Genomic DNA, 18345 nt, shown 5'->3' with positions numbered 1-18345 from the left:
GAGAGGTAAGGGTGTCGGGTCGTAAGCAGTTTCCATCGATGACAGCGCTGCAGGTATTGCTGGCGGTCGCCGAGCGAGGATCAACGAGCGCGGCGGCCGAGCCTGTGGCGCTATCGCAAAGCGCCGTCAGCAAGCAGTTGATCGGACTTGAGGAGTTGATCGGCGGCCCGGCATTCTCGCGCACGCCAAACGGCATGGTGCCCACGGAACTCGGCGTCATTTACATCGAACAGGCGCGCACAGCCATCAAGGCCATGGAAGACGCAGCGCTGAAGGTTGCGCGGCTCAAGCCCGGCCCTCGCGTTCTCCGGCTTCAGGTGCCCCCGATTTTCGGTGACCGCTGGCTGTTGCCGCGGTTTGCGCAGTTCACGGAAGCTCATCCCGAGATCGAGGTGCAGTTTACGACCTTCGTGTCGAAGACACAGACCGAAGTTCCCGACGGCATGGTTCGTTTTGTCGTCACTCCGGTAGAGAATGAGGAAGGTGAATATCTGTTCGGTCACGACGTTCGTCTCGTGAGCGCGCCCTCCTACTGGGAGAAGCTTGGCGAGCCGTCCTCCATCGAAGCTGCATCAAGGGGGGTGATGCTTGAGCATCCCCAGACCCCGTTTCACTGGCCGTCCTTTGCAGAATTCAATCGAAAACGTGGGCTTGAGGTTCGTCATACGATGCGCTTCGGTTACTACACGATGGTCATCCGCGCCGCGCTCGCGGGCCAGGGCATGGCATTGATCCCGCATGGATTGATTGTCGACGAACTTGCCGCGGGGCGCCTCGTCAACCCTGATGGGCTCGGTTACCGGAGCGACCACGGATATTGGTTCACCAGACCCCGGAATATCCCGACGAGCCAATCGATGCGTCTGTTCGAGCAATGGCTCCACGCGGAAGCCAGGACAATGCACGACTAGGCCAACGTTTTGGCGCCATCATGTAGCCAATCGCTTCAAGGCATCTTTGTCGAGCCGGTAGAAAACCTTGTCGGGCTTTTGCTGGCCGCCAATGCTGTCGTAGAATTGCAGCAGACGTTCGTCCTTCGCATCGGCGGTCCAGTCGATCCGTGACAGTCCACGGTCCTGAGCCAGTCTCGCCAGATGAGTAAGCAACTCGTGGCCGATACCCCTGCCGCGATATTGGCGGCGCACATAAAGCTCTTTCAGGAAGAGGCCAGGTTGAAGGTGGGGGCCGGGATAAAGGGCGGCATAAGCTGCGAAACCGATGACGAAAGTCTCCTCCGCCATGACGATGATTTCAGTGCCTTCCGGTCTTTCCATCAAGCCTTGAAGGATGTCGTCGGACGGCGGGCAAGGCACAGCGTAGTGCTCCTGCATTTCCTGCAGCATTTCGGCAAGGCTGGCGAGCAGAGCCGGATCCTGGCCCAGCGTCTTGATAAGAAAAGCCATTCGCGCTCCCCGAAGACTGTCCGCCGTTATCGCCGATATGCACCGCTTTGCGCCTCGGTAGCAAGTGGGTCAACCGCAGGCGCTGATTTCACAGACAAAAATCGCAGCCGCAGTCATCTTCTGACTTTGATCAAAAAGTCTAGGCTTAAAGTATCAGCAGGACGGCGAAGCTGACTGGCTGCAGCGAAGCGCAGGTGAAGCGCGTCTGGGCTCGACATCGGAAGGTAAGCGGGAATCAGCAAATGTTGTCGCAAAAGTTGAGTTCAGTCGGTTGCAAAACCGATCGCTTTGATTGGGGGGTTTGCGACAAGGGAAGGTCGCGAGAGGTGGTGTTCTTCCGTAGCTTCCCTCGATCGGAACGAGAAAGACGCGCCAGTTGCAGTCGTTGCGCGACTCGCTACACTGCGACATCGCAAGTGTCGAATTCAGAATCATTACTCGAATCGGGAGTTGCGACGAAGCCGTTACAGCGGAGCATGTTCAGGTGCTCAATTTACTACCTCCGCAGCTCTCAAACACCGCTTCAGCCTCCTGAAGATCGAGCGCCCCGTGGCTCTTCGGGAAACAGCCAAGGAGCGGCGCGAGCAGCTCGCAGACCTCGGCTCTAAGACCCTGTGCTCGCCAAAGCCGCGCCAAACTCATCGCCGAGCGCAGTTCCCACATCTTGGCATCCTGCATGCGGGCCACCTCCAGCGCACGGCGGAAGCACGCCTCGATTTCGGCAGGATTGCACTCCGTGGTCGATGATATGAGTTCGCCCTTGAGCCGATGCAGCTCCGCCTCGCACCAGCGATTGCCAGTGCGAGCGACAATGGTGAGCGCCTCGTCAATCAAGGTGCTAGCCTCGGCAAAACGATCAGCCTTTCCATGCGCCTCCGCGAGTAAACCCATCGCCCAAGGCGCTGTCATTCCTGACCCGATCGCCTGCATCCCAGCCAACCCGTCTCGCAAACGCTCGATGCCTTCCGCGATCAAGCCCCGCTCCGCCAGCAGCCACCCCTGCAGGAAGACTCCCTGGGTGTGCCAGAATGGAAATTCGTGTTCGGCCGCGAACGCCAACGCCAACTCCGCCGCCTCTTGCGCCTTCGCGACGTCCCGTCGATGTACGTGTAGAATCGCCGCCCATGTCAATACGTAGGCGCGGCTGAATGAATGTCCGAGCTTCGCAGTCATGGCGAGCGCCTCGTCCATCAGCTCCAGCGCCCGGTCATCGTGACCGAGATACCACAGCGCCATGCCGCCACGGCACAGGCAGATCGGTCCTCCATCCTGTCCATAAAGCGCCAGATGCGCCTGGTGCTGGGCGATGTCGTATTGGTTGATCCCGCGTTCGAGGTGCTGCCATGCCGAGGCGAATTCGCCAAGCCAGGAGCAGGTGATGCCCAGCGCGTAGGACGCTTCCACCATGAGCACGGGATCCGAGGCTTGCTGCGCCAACGCCAAGAGCCGTTCGCCAAGGCCCCGCGCCGCGGAAAGCTCAGACCGCACTGCATGGTTGATGGTGAGGCCGAGAATTACCGGGAACAGCCTGGGCGTATCTTGGACCCGCTCCGTCAGGTTGCGAGCACGGTTGTAGACACGCTCGACCTCCGGGTGGCCATAGCCCTTCGCAGCGGTAAGCACTTGCCCCAGGGTGGTCAACAATGTCAGCTCATGCTCGAGGCGCTCCGGGTTCTCGGGCATCTGAGTGAGCAGATCGAGGCCCTTGGCCAAATGGCCGGCGGCCTCGGCATTCGCCGCCCGGTCATTGGCGTGTTCGCCGGCACGGTGCCAGAACACGACTGCTTGCGGTAGCTGTCCGGCCTCCGTGAGATGATACGCTAAGATCTCCGGCTCGGCGGCCACGACGTGTGGAGCTCGCTCTTCGATGACTTGGGCAATACGACGATGGAGCTCCCGACGACGGCTCTTGAGGAGGGACTGATATGCGGTATCGCGAACAAGCGCGTGCTTGAAGCTGTAGATCGCTTTAGGGAGACTTCCGCGCCGAAAAACCAGCTCAGTACCAACCAGTTGATCGAGTCCCTGCTGCAGCTCAGGCTCATCGAGCACGCCCAACGCTGCAATCAACTCATAGGAGAACTCGCGCCCAATGCAAGCGCCGATTTGGGCGACCACCTTGGCCCCGCCGAGGCGGTCGAGGCGGGCCATAAGCGAGTCGTGGAGCGTTACCGGGATCGCCAGCGGCGGTACAGGTACAGGCAGTCCAAATTGATCGCCGGCCACTCCCAATAGGCTAGATTCGAGCATGGTTTTGGCCAACTCCTCAAGGTACAGCGGCACGCCATCGGTGTTGGCTACGATGTAATCGAGCACTCCGAGAGGCAAGAGCTTTCCACCGGTCAGCCGTTCGACCAGCAATTGAGCTTGCACCCGGTCGAGACGATTCAAGACCACCTTTGTGACGTGCGGGTAACCACGCCAAGGCGGCACGAACTCAGGCCTGTAGGTAATGACCAGCAGCACCGAGAGCTGCTGGATGCGGTCCACGAACAAGCCGAACAGCTCAAGGCTGCTCGCGTCCAGCCAGTGCGCATCCTCAAGTATCATGAGCACCGGCTGCTCCGCAGCCAGTCTGGCAAGCTGGGCGATGAGCACTTCGAAGGTGAGATTCTTGCACTGCTGGGGCGCAAGACTCAGTCTTGGATAGCGGCTGCTGCTTGGGATTCCGAGAAGCTCTGCCAGCAATGGGATAGCTTCGCTCACCTCACCCACCTGTTCCGCGAGCAGTGCCTGGAGCTTGGCGAACTTGACGGCCGATGAATCATCGCGTTCAAAGCCCGCTGCCTGTTCGAGCTGGGCAATTACCGGACGAAGCGCGCTGTTGATGTGGTAGGGTGAGGCGAAGTAACGGCGCAACAGATGTGGCTCCCTGAAGATGCGCTCGCGAAGTGCCAGCGCAAGACGCGACTTGCCGATTCCGGCCTCGCCCTCGAGCAGGACGACCTGACCTTCGGTGGCTTTGGCCAGAGTCCAGCGATCAACCAGCAGTGCGAGTTCCTGATCTCGGCCGACCAACGGTAGCACAGTCACGTGACCGGCCTCGAAGCGGTCGTCGCTACGCACTTCGCCGAGCACCCGAAAAGCTTCAGCCGCCCCGGAAAAACCTTTGATCGGCCGCAGTCCGATGCTTTCGAGCTTGAACTGGCCCCGCAGCAGTGCACGCGTTGCTTCGGCAATGACCACTGTGCCGGGCCCGGCCAACGCCTGTAGGCGGGCCGCCAGGTTCGGCGTTTCACCTACGACGCTGCATTCCTCGGCCTCACCGGTGCCGATGATGTCGCCCACCACGACCAAACCAGAGGCAATTCCGATCCGAACAGCCAGGTGCTCGCCTGCCGCATCCAGCCGGTCGACGGCCTCAACGACGGCGAGGCCGGCCCTCACGGCCCGCTCGGCATCTTCCTCGTGAGCCTGCGGATAGCCGAAGTAAACGAGAACGCCGTCGCCCATATACTTCGCAACAAAGCCGTCGTACCGGCCGACGATCTCGGTGGCGCAAGCGCGGTACGCAACGATCGACTGCCGTAGGTCTTCTGGATCGAGACGGGCAGAGAGTGCTGTCGATCCAACGAGATCGCAGAACATCACCGTCAGGTGTCGCCGTTCCGCCTCGCTGTGGATTGGGGAAAGCGGGGGGGGTGTCGCCGCCGGAGACGGCGACTGCTGAGCTAGGGCCGCGGCCGCTCTGAGCAACCGCTTGCGGTCACCAAGGGACAGTCCGAGCTCCTTCAGATCGGCATCGGTGAGATCGTCGATAACATCGAGATCGATGCCGTTCTTCAAGAAGGTTTCGCGATACCGCTCAAGCCTAATGCTGGCGAGCCAGTCTCCGATGTCGGGCATGACCTAACATCCATTTAACATGGTCGAATACGGCTTGTTCTGATGCGCTCTCCACATGTCCGGGGATATCCAGCATACACCTTTTACCCGCTCAGTTCTCGTCAATTCAGTCGGACAAGCAGCACGCGCCCGACCACCACCGCGATTCATCAGGGCTCGTCCGGCTTCACGATTTGCTCCGTGAAACTAACTAAATTCCCGGAGCCTGATTTCGGACTTTTTCAACAATATCCGCCAGAAGCGGTCGGTGACAGTTGCTGCCGAAGCAAATTCTGGATGTCTCGGCCGCGTGTTCGGCGTATGATCCCCCTTGGCAATCTTTTGGGGTGGGCGAATTCCGATGCGTCATCTCACGAAAACCCGCATGGCGATGAGTGCCTTGATTGCCGTGCTGTTCACATACTTGCTGCTTGCCTATTTCGTCATCCCCGAGATTTGGATTTTTCACGATGCTGACCGGGTGGTTAAAGTTGGTAACATGGTCACGACCACGGAGCAGGGGATTCCCGGCGACCCCATCAATGTCGGTCTTCTTGGTTCGAAGGAAGACGTCATCCGGGCGTTCGCGGCTGCTCATTGGGATCCTGCCGATAAAATTACCTTGCGCTCATCGATCGATATTGGATTGAGCGTGGTGCTTGATCGGCCTGATCTCGATGCGCCAGTTAGCCCACTGTTTTTCGAGGGCAGAAAACAGGATCTAGCCTTTGAAAAGCCCGTCGGCAAAAGCGCCGACGAACGCAACCACGTTCGTTTCTGGCTGACCGAACAAACCGGCCCAAATCATCGCCCGCACTGGCTCGGCTCGGCAAGTTTTGATCGAGGTGTCGGCTTCAGCCACGATACCGGTCAAATCACGCATCATATCGGCCCGGATGTCGACGCAGAGCGAAACCTGATGATCAGCGATCTTCTCAAGGCCGGACAACTTTTGTCGAGCTATGAGATCGATGGCATCGGAGCGACAAAAGACGGCCGCAACGGAGGCGGTGATCCCTATTTCACCGACGGAAAGGCCCTCATCGGTGTGCTTCGAAACCGGTAGCAGGCCGGACATTCAATGTCCGCGTCGGGCCGAAAGCAGCCTTCGGGCGGCGTCCGCTTCGCGGCGCATAGCGGCCGAGGCGTTGTCGAATGTCCAAAGCTTGGCAGCGCAATCCATTCCGCCGAACATCCGAGGCGGTTGAATGTTTCCCGTCGCCTAATGCGGTGCATTTTCAAAAATCTACGACAATTTGCGAATATTATCGGCGGCCGGCGCAGCCTATCATCACCTTGCGCCGAATGACGGCTGATTACCGCGGCGCAGGGGTCAGGCTCCTTGGCCGGGGTAACGTGGAAAATAGCGATCCTAGGGCGCTAGTCAAAGCCGCTCGCATTTGCCTCGGCTGCCGTTTCCCCGATCGAGAAGGCCCTTGAAGGCCCTGCTGCTAAGTAACGGGCAGGGCCAGGTCGCCAGCATTGCTGGCTGGACGTGCGTCTAGCAGGGCGTGCCAGATCACGCAATCCACTTAACCTGAATTGTATCGATGATGTTCCAGTGCGCCAGCGATTTGGTCAAAAAGAAGTCCCGCCGCAGCGAGGCAATCTGATCCAGAGGACCGCGCGGCCTTCCGAAGGGCGGAAGGGCTTAGTAGGAGCCACGCCAGGCGATCCCAAACACTTAAACGAACGAGTTTCGCTGATGTTGCGGTAGATGAAAACCTCGTTCTCTAGTCAACCGAGACGAAACGTGACAGGTTTCATCCCGGTAGTTTAGGGGAAAGGATTACCTTGTGAGAGGGTTCGCACGGGGGAAGAAATGTTTAATAGGATTCTCAACCTTCTCGAAGACAGCGACCGCGAGCGCCTGCTAAAATATCTGGAGCCCGTCGCTCTTCCGCGACTGGCAGTGCTTTCCGAGCCTGATCAGCCTCAGGAGTTCAGCTACTTTCCGGAATCTGGCATTGGCTCGATCATGGCTGTCTCGCCATCAGGAGAAACAGTCGAAGTGGGCATCTTCGGGCGGGAGGGAATGTCGCCTCCAAACAGTCTGTTTGAAGACGATCGAGCACCCTTCAAAGTATTCATGCAAGTGGAAGGGAATGGTCACAAAATCAGGAATGAGCACCTGTTCGCGGCCCTTGTCTCAAGCCGCACCATGCGAAAGCTCTTGAGCCGCTACGCACAAACGCTGTTCGTCCAAACGGCCTATACCGCCCTTACGAACGCTACTCACCATGTCGACGAACGACTGGCGCGATCGCTATTGATGGTTCACGACCGTACAGCCGGTGATAGGCTCTCCGTTACGCACGATTTCTTGGCAGGATTGCTCAATGTGAGACGCCCAAGTGTAACGACGGCGCTCCACGTTCTTGAGGGACACCGCTTTATTGTGGCCGAGAGAGGTCAGGTGACCATACGCAACCGCGAGGCGTTACAGGCGTTCGCCGGTGACGCCTATGGGATTGCCGAACGGGAATTCACGCGCCTCATTGGATCAATGCGCTAGGAATTCGTACGAACGGAACACCGTCCCCAGCAAATGAATATTCTGACCGCTCGGCAGGCACTTGACCGTGTCAGCGTCGACCGCGACCATAGTAGCGCAGACAACCAACTCAGCGATCATCGTGTCATCCCTCCATGCGGGGCAGTCCGCGATAGTTCAGCGGCTGATGCTCCCGGCAATACCATAGCGTGATTGCCTTGCTCTCCTCGAAGCCATTCCGTGCAGCGGATGCCGTTGGCGTCCTCATGGTCGCACAGATGATTCTCGTGGATATTGGCGCCTAGCCCCCCGTATGGCCTTCGATGCTCATCAACCCCTCACATAACTACCGAACAGCAGCTTTCCGCTCTTGGCACCGCATGACGTGCATTTCAGTCGCTTCTCGATGTCGGCGATGAGTGCATGCCGCATTGCTACGGGTAGATTGTCGCGCTGAAACTCCCGCGTCTCTCCGCATGCTGTGCACTTCACCATTATGTCGATGTGGTGGGGCAGGTGTTTATATATCCGGGTGTCCAATCCCGTATCGGCTGAAAACGGCGCATGCCTAATCCTCGCAAGGATCGACCGCCGCATGACATGGCCGATGAACCTCGGGGACTCGGAATTGGACAAGTCGAAATATTCGGCGTTCTGCATGACGGCTTCGGTGCGTACCAGCCCGGGATCGAGTGCGACGGCGGCGACCTTATGTGGACGCAGTTCATGTGCGAAGTCCGCGGCCATCTTGTCGGCGGCGGCTTTGGCCATGCCGTAGATCGCGTTGCCGTCGTAGAATTGAGCTGCCCAGAATGAAATATTGACGATCAGACCGCGCTGCGTCGAGATTATCGTCGGCGCCACTGCGCGCGACATTATGAAAGCCGCCCTTAGCGCGGCGCCGATCATTGCGTCCCACCGCCAGACGGGCTGCTCCCAGAAAGGGCGCGGCCAGGTAAAATCGCCATCCTCGATCATGTTTTCATAGCCGGGCCATGCATTGTTCACCAGAATGTCCAGCCTGTTGGCGGCCCTGATCTCTTCAGCCACGCGCTCGGTTTCGGCGTCGTTGCTGTGGTCGCAATGATGAACGACTAGTCGTCCGGGTAGTGCCGCAGCCTCAAGCGCAAGCCCCTCCAGCGATCCCGCGCGTTTACCTCCCAGGCTTGCTTCCGCCTCGGAACGGGTCCTGCCGGTAACGTGGACCGTGGCTGCCTCGGCGATGATCCGCAAATCAGTCTGCCCGCTGTGGCCCGCTGATATCCCTCCGGCTCTATGTCGGAAAGCACAGCCTTCAGCCGCGACCTACACCACCTCCCGAGGCACGATCTCGACCCGCGAGCTATTCTGCTGCTACGGCTTGGCCAAGAAGTGATCTCAGATCACCTTCATCGAGCGTTTCCTTTTCAAGCAAGAGCCGGGCGGAATGCTCCAATATGGCCCTGCGTTCTGTCAGGATGGCGAGTGTTCGTTGGAAAGTCTCATCAATGATCCGGCGCACCTGCTCATCGACCAAAGCCGCTGTCTTATCGGAGTATTCGGGCTCGTTCGGGCCGTAGTAGGGCTGATCTGTAGCCAGGAATGAACGCCGGTCCTTCTCCAGCGCGACGTGGCCCAGCGCGTCTGTCATGCCATAGCGGGTGACCATGGCACGGGCAATATCGGTGACTTTGGCCAGATCATCGGCAGCGCCCGTCGAGAGATGCCCGTAGATGATCGATTCCGCGGCACGGCCGCCGAGCAGGACTGCCATCTTGTTCTCGAGCTCCTCACGGGTCATCAAAAAGCGATCCTCGGTCGGGCGCTGGATCGTATAACCGAGGGCGCCGATGCCGCGGGGTATGATCGAAACCTTGTGGACGGGATCGACGCCCGGCAATGCCATCGCCACCAAGGCGTGACCCATCTCGTGGTGAGCCACGATCTCCCGCTCCCGAGGATTGAGCAATCGATTACGCTTCTCCAGGCCGGCCACAATGCGTTCGATGGCAGCATTGAAATCTGCCATGGTGACTGCCTCGGCCTTCCGGCGGGTAGCCAGCAGCGTTGCCTCGTTTACAAGGTTGGCGAGATCGGCGCCGGTAAAGCCCGGCGTGAGGGCCGCAATCTGTTCGACATTGACTTCCGGCGCCAATTTCGCCCGCTTCAGATGCACAGTGAGGATCTGAATGCGGCCATGCTTGTCAGGACGGTCCACAAGCACCTGACGATCGAAACGCCCAGCCCGAAGGAGGGCCGGATCAAGGATTTCAGGGCGATTGGTTGCTGCGAGCAGCACAAGGCCGGTCGAAGAATCGAAGCCGTCAAGCTCGACCAGAAGCTGATTGAGGGTTTGTTCCTTCTCGTCATGACCGCCAGCCATCGGACCGATGCCACGGGCGCGTCCCAGCGCATCCAGCTCGTCGATGAAGATGATCGCCGGCGCCTTCGCACGCGCCTGTTCGAAGAGGTCGCGGACCCGCGCTGCGCCGACGCCGACGAACATCTCGACGAATTCCGAACCCGAGATCGAAAAGAACGGCGCACCGGCCTCTCCCGCCACAGCTTTGGCAAGCAAGGTCTTGCCGGTGCCCGGTGGACCGACAAGGAGCACACCTTTCGGCATGCGGCCGCCCAATCTGCCATAGCCGGCCGGGTCCTTGAGGAAGTCCACGATCTCCTTGAGCTCTTCCTTTGCCTCGTCGACGCCCGCCACGTCCTTGAACGTCACTCCCGTATCGGACTGCACATAGATCTTGGCCTTGCTTTTGCCGACCTGCATGAGGCCGCCGCCGACACCGCTGCCCATGCGCTTCAAGATGTAGACCCACACGCCGGCAAAGAGCGCCACTGGAAGCAGCCAGGACAGAAGATCGCGCAGGAAAGTACTCTCGACCTGACCTGTGACAACGACGCCGTGTCGCTGCAGCCGCTCGGCGAGATCGGGTTCGACGCGCGTCGTCACGAAGAACGGGCGCTTATCCTGCGCCTGCTTATAGCGGCCCTGTATGAAATTGTCGGAGACTGCGACTTCTGCAATCTTGCCGTTCTTCAGGTCCGTTTCGAACTGGCTGTAAGGTATCCGCGCGACTTGCGTTGCCGTTGTGAAAAAATACTGGAATGCGAGCAAAACAAGGAATGCGACCACCCAATACCAGATGTTGAAGCGTGTATTTCTGTTCATTTCCATAGTCACTCCGCCGGTGGCCGGACGACAAGATGAGCCATCCTTGTCAACTATCGGCTGTGGGACTGGCTTAGGCAGCTTGGCGACAATTGCCGTTGCAGGTCAGCCGCAGTCGAGACCCAAGTGGTTACTCAGCAAATAGTTCCCGACGCCAGCAGTTATGGAAGCGGCGGTCATGCAGAATTCTGATCGGGATCGGCATCGCGGTACGGCTTTTGCCCATTGCGCGGCATCGGTCGCGTCGCCAGTGAACCCTCTCCCGCAGATGGGAGATGGGTGTGACGGCAGCGTCCGGACGCACTGCCATCACGAAGCTCGATTGCAGGTCCGGAGGCGGCAAGCCGGCTTGCCTCTCCGGATCCGGTTATGAACGGTGCGAGTTCGCTGCTTTTAAATGCACCCGCTGCGATCTCGCGAAGTGCAAGCTCGATCGCATCGAGATCTGCAACGTCGATCCTGGACCCGCTTCCGCGTGCAAGCGCGCGGACGCGTGCGGCAGCTGCCAGTGCCAGCCCGAACCTGTTCGGAAGACCTATCTCACAGTCGAAGACGATATACAGGTCAATGGTAGCACCTCACGCGACAGAGCGGCTAATCTGCTCGAGCACAAGGAGCGCGTGCTCGACCTCGTCGAGGCGTGATGGCCTGTTCTCCGGCATCCCTTCGTTGGTCGCCTGGTCGATGAGATATTCGCTCCAGGCCCAATTCATCAGGATGGAACGCTTGGCGGCGAGCGTCAGCTTAGGATCCAGAACGACATCCATCGGCGAAGACCAGCTTTCGGGACCCGATGGGTCGTCGCGGCCGACTGCACCGTCGAGCGCGAGCCCATAACACTCCTGCAGTCGGGCGAGTCCGAGCCGCTCCAAGGTAGCATCCGCGAAGGCGTGTGACGCTCTGCCCGGCTGTTGGGAGCCCGCTTCGGACCGCCCGTAACGGTCGGCCGTCCGCCGCACGACATAGGCCAGGCCGTGGCGGTTCGCGTAGCGAATGGCGGATGCGAGGTCGCGAAACTCCAGTTCGACTTGCGTCAGCGTATCGCGACTACCTGTATAGCCCATCAGCGGCTCGATGAACGGTGCGGCGCGGCGTTCGAAAGCAAGGCGCCAGCACTTCTTTCGCGCTTTGCCCGATGTTGTGACTGAGCGGGATGGACTGTAGATGCGGGCAACGGCCTCGTCCGGGAAGATCGACCTCCCCATCGATAACGGGCGGGTGTTGTTGTCATTCAACGGCCTAGGCTGAGAAGTCGGATCTTTCCTGTAACCCTGTATCTGCCTGACGGTCTCCACTTTCATATTCCTCCCTTGCTGGAGAAGGATCAAGGCGGGCGGCGGGACTGGGCCGCCGCCGCTCGGCTGTGATCAGCTCTTGATGGCAATACGCTTGATTTGCGACTTCGACTTCTCGCTCTTGGGCAAGCTGACGGTCAGTACTTCGTTTTTGAAGCGTGCATCGACGGTGTCTTCCTCCACCTCGACATCGAGCGGGATGCGGCGCTCGAAGCGGCCGTAATAGCGCTCGGAGAACCTGCGGTTCTTGTCCTCCGTCTCCGAATGCTTCTCGCCACGAAGGGTGAGCACACCATCATTGAGCAGCAGTTCAATGTCCTTCTCTTCCAGGCCAGGGATTTCGGCCGTCACCTTGATTTGCCTTTCATCGTCGGAAATCTCGACGCTCGGCCATCCACCGCCGAACTCGGACGCCCTGCTGAAGGAAGGCAAACCGGATCCGAAACCGCGGAGAAGACGTCGTCGAACAGCCGGTTGACCTCGCGGTGCAGCGACAGGAAGGGATCTCGGTCGCCGTCGCGGAAATGGGCGGGAGCCTGCTCACTGCTATTGCGGGCCCAGAGGATCAGATCACGGACACTCATCGTTCTCTCCTTTCGTTCTCTGGCAAAGTTCCATCGTCGCGCCGGGCACACTGGCCCGGCGCCTCTTGCGGCATTGCTGCGGGTGCGTATCAGGCGGCAGCCTTCTCGGCTTCGATCTGCTTCGTTTCGGTCTTGGGAAGAGCCATGTCTCCCGCAATCTCGATGCGCCGCGGCTTCATCTCTTCGGGAACCTCCCGTTTCAAATCCACCGTCAACAGACCATCAGTCAGACTTGCTCCGGTGACCTTGACATGGTCGGCAAGCTCAAAGCGACGCTGGAAGCTTCCGGCTATTCCGCGATGCAGGTATTGCTCATCTTCGCCGTCCGACTTCTGACCGGCGATGAAGAGCATGTTCTGCTCCTGCGTGATCGTCAGTTCGTCCTGCGAGAGGCCGGCCACCGCCATGACAATGCGGTAATCGTCCTCACCGGTCTTGACGATGTCGTAGGGCGGCCAGTTGTCCATGGTCTCGATGCGGCGTGCTGCCTCGAGCGCATTCAACATTCGGTCGAAGCCGATGCTCGACCGGAACAGGGGTGAGAAATCGAGGTTTGTCCTCATAGCCATATCCTCCTTGAAGCAACATGGATACAAGGAGACGCCAAGAGCGACAGGCGTCTCCTGGACTTATGTCGGCCCCCGACCGGGCGACCGACATTCCTGATTTAATTCAGTTATTTGCGGTTTCAAGAGGTGGCAAATCCGCAGCCACGAATTTTGTCGCCGCCAACAAGACCACAATTCGATAAGGGGTCAATCCGGTTTGGACTGGCTGCTTGCCAGCCGGGCTCTCCTAGTTGTCGGAGGCGGAAATCGTCACCTGCGTCTCGGATGAGCCTCGCCGCAACCCGAGCGTGACGGCTCCTCCGGGTGCGACTTCATCGAGAAGCGCGACATACTCGGCCGGCGTGCGGACGCGCACCGTGTTAAGCGATATAATGATATCGCCGGCGATGAAGCCTTGGCTCCGGCTCAACCGGGCAGGACGAATTCCCGCCTGTTCGGCAGGCGAGTCGCGTTCCACGTCCAGAACAAACACGCCTTCGATACCGAAGGTTTGTGATAGAGCCTTGTTGACCTCCTCGTCGACGATGACGCCGATCGTCGGCGGGGTGTATCGGCCTTTCGAGATGAGCTGCGGCACGACGCGATTGACGGTGTCCACCGGCACGGCGAAACCAATGCCGGCCGAGGCGCCGGACGGTGAGAAGATAGCTGTGTTGACTCCGATCAGCCGGCCCGCCGAGTCCAACAGCGGTCCGCCCGAATTTCCCGGGTTGATCGCTGCATCCGTCTGGATGAGACCGGTGATCGTAGCCCCGTCCTCGGTTGGCAGCTGTCGGTTCAGGGCGGAGACAATGCCTGTGGTCAGCGTCCAGTCCAGACCGAACGGATTGCCGATGGCAAAGACTTTCTGCCCTACCTTCAGGTCGTGGCTGGTGCCCAGGGCAAGCGCAGGCGGACGGCCAATCAATGTCTCGATGCGAAGCACCGCCAAGTCGTGCTCTGGATCAGTGCCAACCAGTCTGGCCTGAAACGATCGCCCATCGGCAACATTGACGAGCGCGCCGCCCGCGCCGGCAACGACGTGATTGTTCGTCACGATATGGCCTTTCTCGTCCCAGACGAAGCCAGATCCGGTGCCGCTTCGGACCTGCATCGGGTCGCCGGTCCAGGGATTCGTTTGCTCCTGCAGGGTTGTGATGAAGACCACTGAACTCTTGCGCGACTCAAAGAGGGAGATGGTCGCCTGTTCTTCTTCGCCCAGCGAGCCGCGCGCGAGAACCGGCCGCGGCTCGATGTCGACGCCGAAAACCTTTTCGGTCAATCGTCCGCCGTACTGGACGGCCATGGCGGTCAGAAAACCGACCACGAGCGCGATCAAAAGGGCGGGAGTCGATCTTAAGTAGTCACGCATAGAGGTCACCCTTGATCTTAAACATCGAAGTTCCCTCTCCAAGCAGCAGGAGCATGAAGGGTTCCGTGGGCACGGCGAAAGTTTATCGACCGGCCAGCCCTTGCAAAATTCGGCGGCGGTTCGTCCATGGACGCTGCCGATTGCTCACCTGGGGCTAACGACTCATTGATCAAAGCCTGAAGATGACTGCGGCTGCGATGCACTTGGCCGAGAAGAGGTGTGAATGACCTGGAGCCGGTTCGACATTTGCGAAGAGGTCGAGTGAAGGGACGCTTCGGCATTTTATCGTTGAATGCGGGTCGAGAGTATTATGGAGGAGAGGGTGCGTTCAACGCCGTCAATTGTCCCGATCTGGTCGATCAACTGATCGAGTTCGGCGATCGATGGCGCTGTAATGATAGCGATCAGGTCGAAAGAACCACTTACTGAATGAAGCGTCGTCACCTCCTGGATCTTATCGAGAGACGAGGCGACCTGCGAAAGCGCTTTAGGAGCGATGGTGATCAGGACATGCGCCCGGACCAGGCCGGCCGTATAGCGCTCCGACAAGCGCAAGCCATAGCCGGCAATCACACCTTGCCGCTCGAGTCGCTCAAGCCGTGCTTGGACCGTCGTCCGAGATAGCGACAGCCGCTTGGCAAGCGTCGCCACCGGCAGGCGGGCATTTTCCGCCAGCAAAGCCAGCAGGTCGCGATCCTTACCGGTAATCTGCATCGTCCCCACCTGTATATTGCTTATCCGCGTCGTCATTTTGCATAACATTATACAGCGAAACGCGCATTTCATAGCTATGATTCGACCTTGCTTTGACATCCACTGCGTTCATCGAGGCAAACGACCTGGGGGCATCTATGAAGGAAATCGTGATCATCGGAGCAGGCAAGATAGGTGGCGCGGTCGCCGCAATGCTTGCGGCAACAGGTGACTATTCTGTTTTGGTCGCTGACCGTAGCGAAACGCAGTTTTCAAAGATCGATCGTCACCTCGGGATCTCCACGGTCGTCCTCGACGTTTTGGACCGCGAAAGTCTTGTCACTGTTCTGACGGGAAAATTTGCCGTTCTTTCCGCTGCACCCTTTGATCTTACGGGATTGGTGGCTGAGGCTGCCCTCGAAGCCGGCGTGCATTATCTCGACCTGACGGAGGACGTGGCAACCACCAAAAAGGTGGAGGCGTTGGCCAAAGGCGCGCGGACGGCTTTCATCCCACAATGCGGATTGGCGCCCGGCTTCATCTCGATCGTCGCCAACGATCTGGCAAAGCGCTTCGACAGTCTGGACAGTGTCCGCATGCGGGTTGGCGCGCTTCCGCAATATCCGTCCAACGCGCTGAACTACAATCTGACTTGGAGTACGGATGGGCTGATCAATGAATATATCGAGCCTTGCGAGGCGATCGTCGAAGGAAAATTGGTGAGCGTGCCGGCTCTTGAGGAGCGGGAAGAGTTTTCGCTCGACGGCGTAACCTATGAAGCCTTCAACACCTCGGGAGGTTTGGGAACCCTTGCCAAGACGCTGGAAGGCAAGGTGCGCACGATGAACTACCGCACGATTCGATATCCCGGCCATCAGGCGATCATCAAGGCATTGCTCAATGACCTCAATCTGAAGAACCGGCGTGATGTACTGAAGGATCTGTTTGAGAACGCGCTTCCGGCCACGATGCAAGACGTCGTGGTTATTTTCGTCACTGTCTGCGGCTGGCGCGAAGGCCGCTACATGCAGGAGACTTATGCCAACAAGGTCTATGCTGGGACTGTTGGGGACAAGAAGATGAGTGCCATCCAGATCACCACCGCAGCCGGCATTGCCACCGTTCTCGACCTACTGTCGCATGACAAGTTGCCCGGCAACGGCTTCGTCCGCCAGGAGGAAATCGATCTTGCGGCTTTCCTGAACAACCGTTTCGGGCGGGTCTACAATCGCGACGCAATCAAGGTGAAGGAAGCTGTCTGAGCGTGGCACAGGATGCAGTGATGAGCTGTGCCAATTAAAGGCTGCGTCCGGCGGCGAAGACGAGAAGGAAAATCGACGCCGGCCGTTCGCTTCGCCCCACGGATGGCGAAAGGCGTGCGAATTGGGATGGCTTGCGATTTCGCCAGATGGTCGGGCGCAAGGACACCATGTTTCTGCTGGCTCGTGAGAGACCACAGGGCTGGGGTTTCAGGCGCTTTACAAAATCGAAAAGCACCTGTTGCTGACCTTTCAGGATCTTTTGTTGGGCTTCGTCGAGGCGGAACCATCCAGCCCGATCGACCTCCGGAAAGGCTCTCATTTTCCCTGACCTCGGAGGCCATTCGATCTGGAATGTGTTGCTGACAACTGCGTCGGCGTCGACATCGGCTTCTATTGACCATACCAGCACGGTTTTGCCTCCGGGCTGCCGGTATTCGCCGAGCCAGGTGAAGTTGCCCTCGATTTTGGACCCCACCTCCTCGAACACTTCCCGTTTCGCCGCCTCCAGCGGATCCTCACCTTGCTCCATGAGGCCCTTCGGGATCGACCAGGCGCCATCGTCCTTCCGCGCCCAGAACGGCCCACCCGGATGGACCAGAAACACTTCCAGATATCCGGCAGTCTGCCGGAATATCAAAAGGCCTGCGCTACGTTTCGGCATGACAAGAGCTTCCTTGGGAGGCAGGAGCGAGTATCCCCTGCTCTACAGGATCCGACTGCGCGGAGGTTGAAACACCACCGTTGCAGTTTGACGAATATCATAGTTTCACTCCGCCATCGTCCTATGCTCCTGTCACCAGGCAACCATTGCAGCTGCCTGCAGAGGAGTAAGAAAATATCGCTCGGAACACCGCATGCCGACAATGGCGTCCTGACGATCAAATTTCCGAAGGATGCAGAGGGTTGCAAAGGCGAGCACATAACCGACATCGAGCCGGATGACCCTCCTTGCAGCTATGCTTGCTACCAATCCGGGCGCGGAACGCTATTTTAGAGCACAGGGAGGTGTTTGCGTGTTTGAAATTCATGAAATGAGCAACAAGCAATGCGTTGAGCTGCTGCAGCGGGCACATTTCGGTCGGCTCGGATGCTGCAGGGAGGCCAGTCCCTACATTGTCCCGATCTATTTCGCCTACGAAGCGAATACCATTTACAGCTTCTCGTTGGCGGGCAGAAAGATCGAATGGATGCGGGACAATCCAAACGTCTGCGTTGAAGCTGAGGAACAGGGCGCGGACAAGGGTTGGACCTGCGTCATCGCCACGGGGAAGTTCCAGGAGCTGCCCGACATCGAGCCCTGGCGCGCTAAGCGAATGCATGCATGGTCACTTCTGCAAAAGCATAACGACTGGTGGGAAATCGGCGCCCTGAAGCCGGAGGAGATGCGCTCGGAAGCTGAAATCAGCCCGATCTACTATGCGATCGACATTCATACGCTCACCGGCCGGTCCGCCCGGCCGCTGTAGCAGCAGTGACATCTCGACTTTCCCAGGCCTTCGGATGGGACTGGCTCAATTCCACCGCGCGCATGGCACCATGATCGTATTTCGCCGTCACCGCCTGCAAGCCCAGTCGCCCATTCGGCACGATCTCAGAGAATGGCGATCGCGCGGCAAATCAAGCACGCAGCAGAACGCCCGACAAGACGTATGCCAAAAGCGCAGGGGTGCTCACGAGCGGTTAGCAGCATGACAGGTTGAGGCACT

General features: G+C 58.9%; 13 protein-coding genes and 3 pseudogenes. 5 read left to right on the top strand and 11 right to left on the bottom strand.

Annotated elements, in window-relative coordinates; translation table 11 throughout:
* Positions 1-38 precede the first annotated feature (38 nt).
* Positions 39-911: a LysR family transcriptional regulator gene (locus AM571_RS24945; protein WP_196776376.1), complete on the top strand. Its 873-nt coding sequence runs from the start codon at positions 39-41 to the stop codon at positions 909-911.
* Positions 912-929: 18 nt separating this feature from the next.
* Here AM571_RS24945 and AM571_RS24940 read toward each other — a convergent pair whose 3' ends face one another.
* Both AM571_RS24940 and AM571_RS24935 read right to left on the bottom strand, forming a co-directional pair.
* Positions 930-1403 carry a GNAT family N-acetyltransferase gene (locus AM571_RS24940; RefSeq protein ID WP_074063758.1) on the bottom strand — a complete coding sequence of 158 codons (474 nt, stop codon included), beginning with the start codon at positions 1401-1403 and terminating at the stop codon, positions 930-932.
* Positions 1404-1883: 480 nt separating this feature from the next.
* Positions 1884-5249, bottom strand: coding sequence for an adenylate/guanylate cyclase domain-containing protein (locus AM571_RS24935; RefSeq protein WP_074063757.1), 3366 nt, complete (start codon positions 5247-5249; stop codon positions 1884-1886).
* A gap of 340 nt (positions 5250-5589) precedes the next feature.
* Between AM571_RS24935 and AM571_RS24930 the strand changes: the two genes are divergently transcribed.
* Together AM571_RS24930 and AM571_RS24925 are read left to right on the top strand one after the other, a co-directional pair.
* Positions 5590-6294 carry an LssY C-terminal domain-containing protein gene (locus tag AM571_RS24930; RefSeq protein ID WP_074063756.1) on the top strand — a complete coding sequence of 235 codons (705 nt, stop codon included), beginning with the start codon at positions 5590-5592 and terminating at the stop codon, positions 6292-6294.
* A 756-nt stretch (positions 6295-7050) separates the two neighbouring features.
* Positions 7051-7743 carry a Crp/Fnr family transcriptional regulator gene (locus tag AM571_RS24925; protein WP_074063755.1) on the top strand — a complete coding sequence of 231 codons (693 nt, stop codon included), beginning with the start codon at positions 7051-7053 and terminating at the stop codon, positions 7741-7743.
* A gap of 309 nt (positions 7744-8052) precedes the next feature.
* Here the strand turns inward: AM571_RS24925 and AM571_RS24920 are convergent, their stop codons facing one another.
* The 8 genes and pseudogenes from AM571_RS24920 to AM571_RS24885 all read right to left on the bottom strand — a co-directional run bounded on the left by AM571_RS24920 (position 8053) and on the right by AM571_RS24885 (position 15398).
* On the bottom strand, positions 8053-8955 hold the full coding sequence (locus AM571_RS24920; RefSeq protein ID WP_237358634.1) for an SDR family NAD(P)-dependent oxidoreductase: 903 nt from the start codon (positions 8953-8955) through the stop codon (positions 8053-8055).
* A 109-nt stretch (positions 8956-9064) separates the two neighbouring features.
* A complete protein-coding gene (gene ftsH, locus AM571_RS24915; protein WP_196776375.1) occupies positions 9065-10891 on the bottom strand; it encodes an ATP-dependent zinc metalloprotease FtsH in 1827 nt (608 codons plus the stop codon).
* A gap of 395 nt (positions 10892-11286) precedes the next feature.
* Positions 11287-11454, bottom strand: a pseudogene (locus AM571_RS37710) (DNA-directed RNA polymerase subunit omega); the annotation flags it as partial.
* A gap of 9 nt (positions 11455-11463) precedes the next feature.
* Complete coding sequence (locus tag AM571_RS24905; RefSeq protein ID WP_074065558.1) at positions 11464-12180, bottom strand: NADH dehydrogenase ubiquinone Fe-S protein 4; 717 nt, start codon at positions 12178-12180, stop codon at positions 11464-11466.
* Positions 12181-12252: 72 nt separating this feature from the next.
* Positions 12253-12764, bottom strand: a pseudogene (locus tag AM571_RS24900) (Hsp20/alpha crystallin family protein).
* An 89-nt stretch (positions 12765-12853) separates the two neighbouring features.
* Positions 12854-13327 carry an Hsp20 family protein gene (locus tag AM571_RS24895; RefSeq protein ID WP_074063754.1) on the bottom strand — a complete coding sequence of 158 codons (474 nt, stop codon included), beginning with the start codon at positions 13325-13327 and terminating at the stop codon, positions 12854-12856.
* 232 nt (positions 13328-13559) lie between these two features.
* Complete coding sequence (locus AM571_RS24890) at positions 13560-14684, bottom strand: S1C family serine protease (protein WP_074063753.1); 1125 nt, start codon at positions 14682-14684, stop codon at positions 13560-13562.
* A gap of 282 nt (positions 14685-14966) precedes the next feature.
* On the bottom strand, positions 14967-15398 hold the full coding sequence (locus AM571_RS24885) for an Lrp/AsnC family transcriptional regulator (RefSeq protein ID WP_074065557.1): 432 nt from the start codon (positions 15396-15398) through the stop codon (positions 14967-14969).
* A gap of 137 nt (positions 15399-15535) precedes the next feature.
* Here AM571_RS24885 and AM571_RS24880 point away from each other — a divergent pair, with 137 nt between their 5' ends.
* Positions 15536-16639, top strand: a complete 1104-nt coding sequence (locus tag AM571_RS24880) for a saccharopine dehydrogenase family protein (RefSeq protein WP_074063752.1) — start codon at positions 15536-15538, stop codon at positions 16637-16639.
* 202 nt (positions 16640-16841) lie between these two features.
* Here the strand turns inward: AM571_RS24880 and AM571_RS24875 are convergent.
* Positions 16842-17300 (bottom strand): annotated as a pseudogene (locus AM571_RS24875) (NUDIX domain-containing protein); the annotation flags it as partial.
* Positions 17301-17652: 352 nt separating this feature from the next.
* Between AM571_RS24875 and AM571_RS24870 the strand changes: the two are divergent.
* Positions 17653-18105: a pyridoxamine 5'-phosphate oxidase family protein gene (locus AM571_RS24870; RefSeq protein ID WP_237358633.1), complete on the top strand. Its 453-nt coding sequence runs from the start codon at positions 17653-17655 to the stop codon at positions 18103-18105.
* Positions 18106-18345 lie beyond the last annotated feature (240 nt).

Origin of the sequence: Rhizobium etli 8C-3 (assembly GCF_001908375.1) — a bacterium.
Taxonomy (GTDB): domain Bacteria; phylum Pseudomonadota; class Alphaproteobacteria; order Rhizobiales; family Rhizobiaceae; genus Rhizobium; species Rhizobium etli_B.
This window is presented reverse-complemented; position numbering and strand designations above follow the sequence as displayed.

Excerpts from the sequence above, each read along its gene's own strand:
- AM571_RS24890 (WP_074063753.1), bottom strand. The coding sequence starts at position 14,684 with ATGCGTGACTACTTAAGATCGACTCCCGCCCTTTTGATCGCGCTCGTG.
- AM571_RS24945 (WP_196776376.1), top strand. The coding sequence starts at position 39 with ATGACAGCGCTGCAGGTATTGCTGGCGGTCGCCGAGCGAGGATCAACG.
- AM571_RS24930 (WP_074063756.1), top strand. The coding sequence starts at position 5,590 with ATGCGTCATCTCACGAAAACCCGCATGGCGATGAGTGCCTTGATTGCC.
- AM571_RS24880 (WP_074063752.1), top strand. The coding sequence starts at position 15,536 with ATGAAGGAAATCGTGATCATCGGAGCAGGCAAGATAGGTGGCGCGGTC.
- AM571_RS24885 (WP_074065557.1), bottom strand. The coding sequence starts at position 15,398 with ATGCAGATTACCGGTAAGGATCGCGACCTGCTGGCTTTGCTGGCGGAA.
- AM571_RS24940 (WP_074063758.1), bottom strand. The coding sequence starts at position 1,403 with ATGGCTTTTCTTATCAAGACGCTGGGCCAGGATCCGGCTCTGCTCGCC.
- AM571_RS24895 (WP_074063754.1), bottom strand. The coding sequence starts at position 13,327 with ATGAGGACAAACCTCGATTTCTCACCCCTGTTCCGGTCGAGCATCGGC.
- ftsH (WP_196776375.1), bottom strand. The coding sequence starts at position 10,891 with ATGGAAATGAACAGAAATACACGCTTCAACATCTGGTATTGGGTGGTC.
- AM571_RS24925 (WP_074063755.1), top strand. The coding sequence starts at position 7,051 with ATGTTTAATAGGATTCTCAACCTTCTCGAAGACAGCGACCGCGAGCGC.
- AM571_RS24935 (WP_074063757.1), bottom strand. The coding sequence starts at position 5,249 with ATGCCCGACATCGGAGACTGGCTCGCCAGCATTAGGCTTGAGCGGTAT.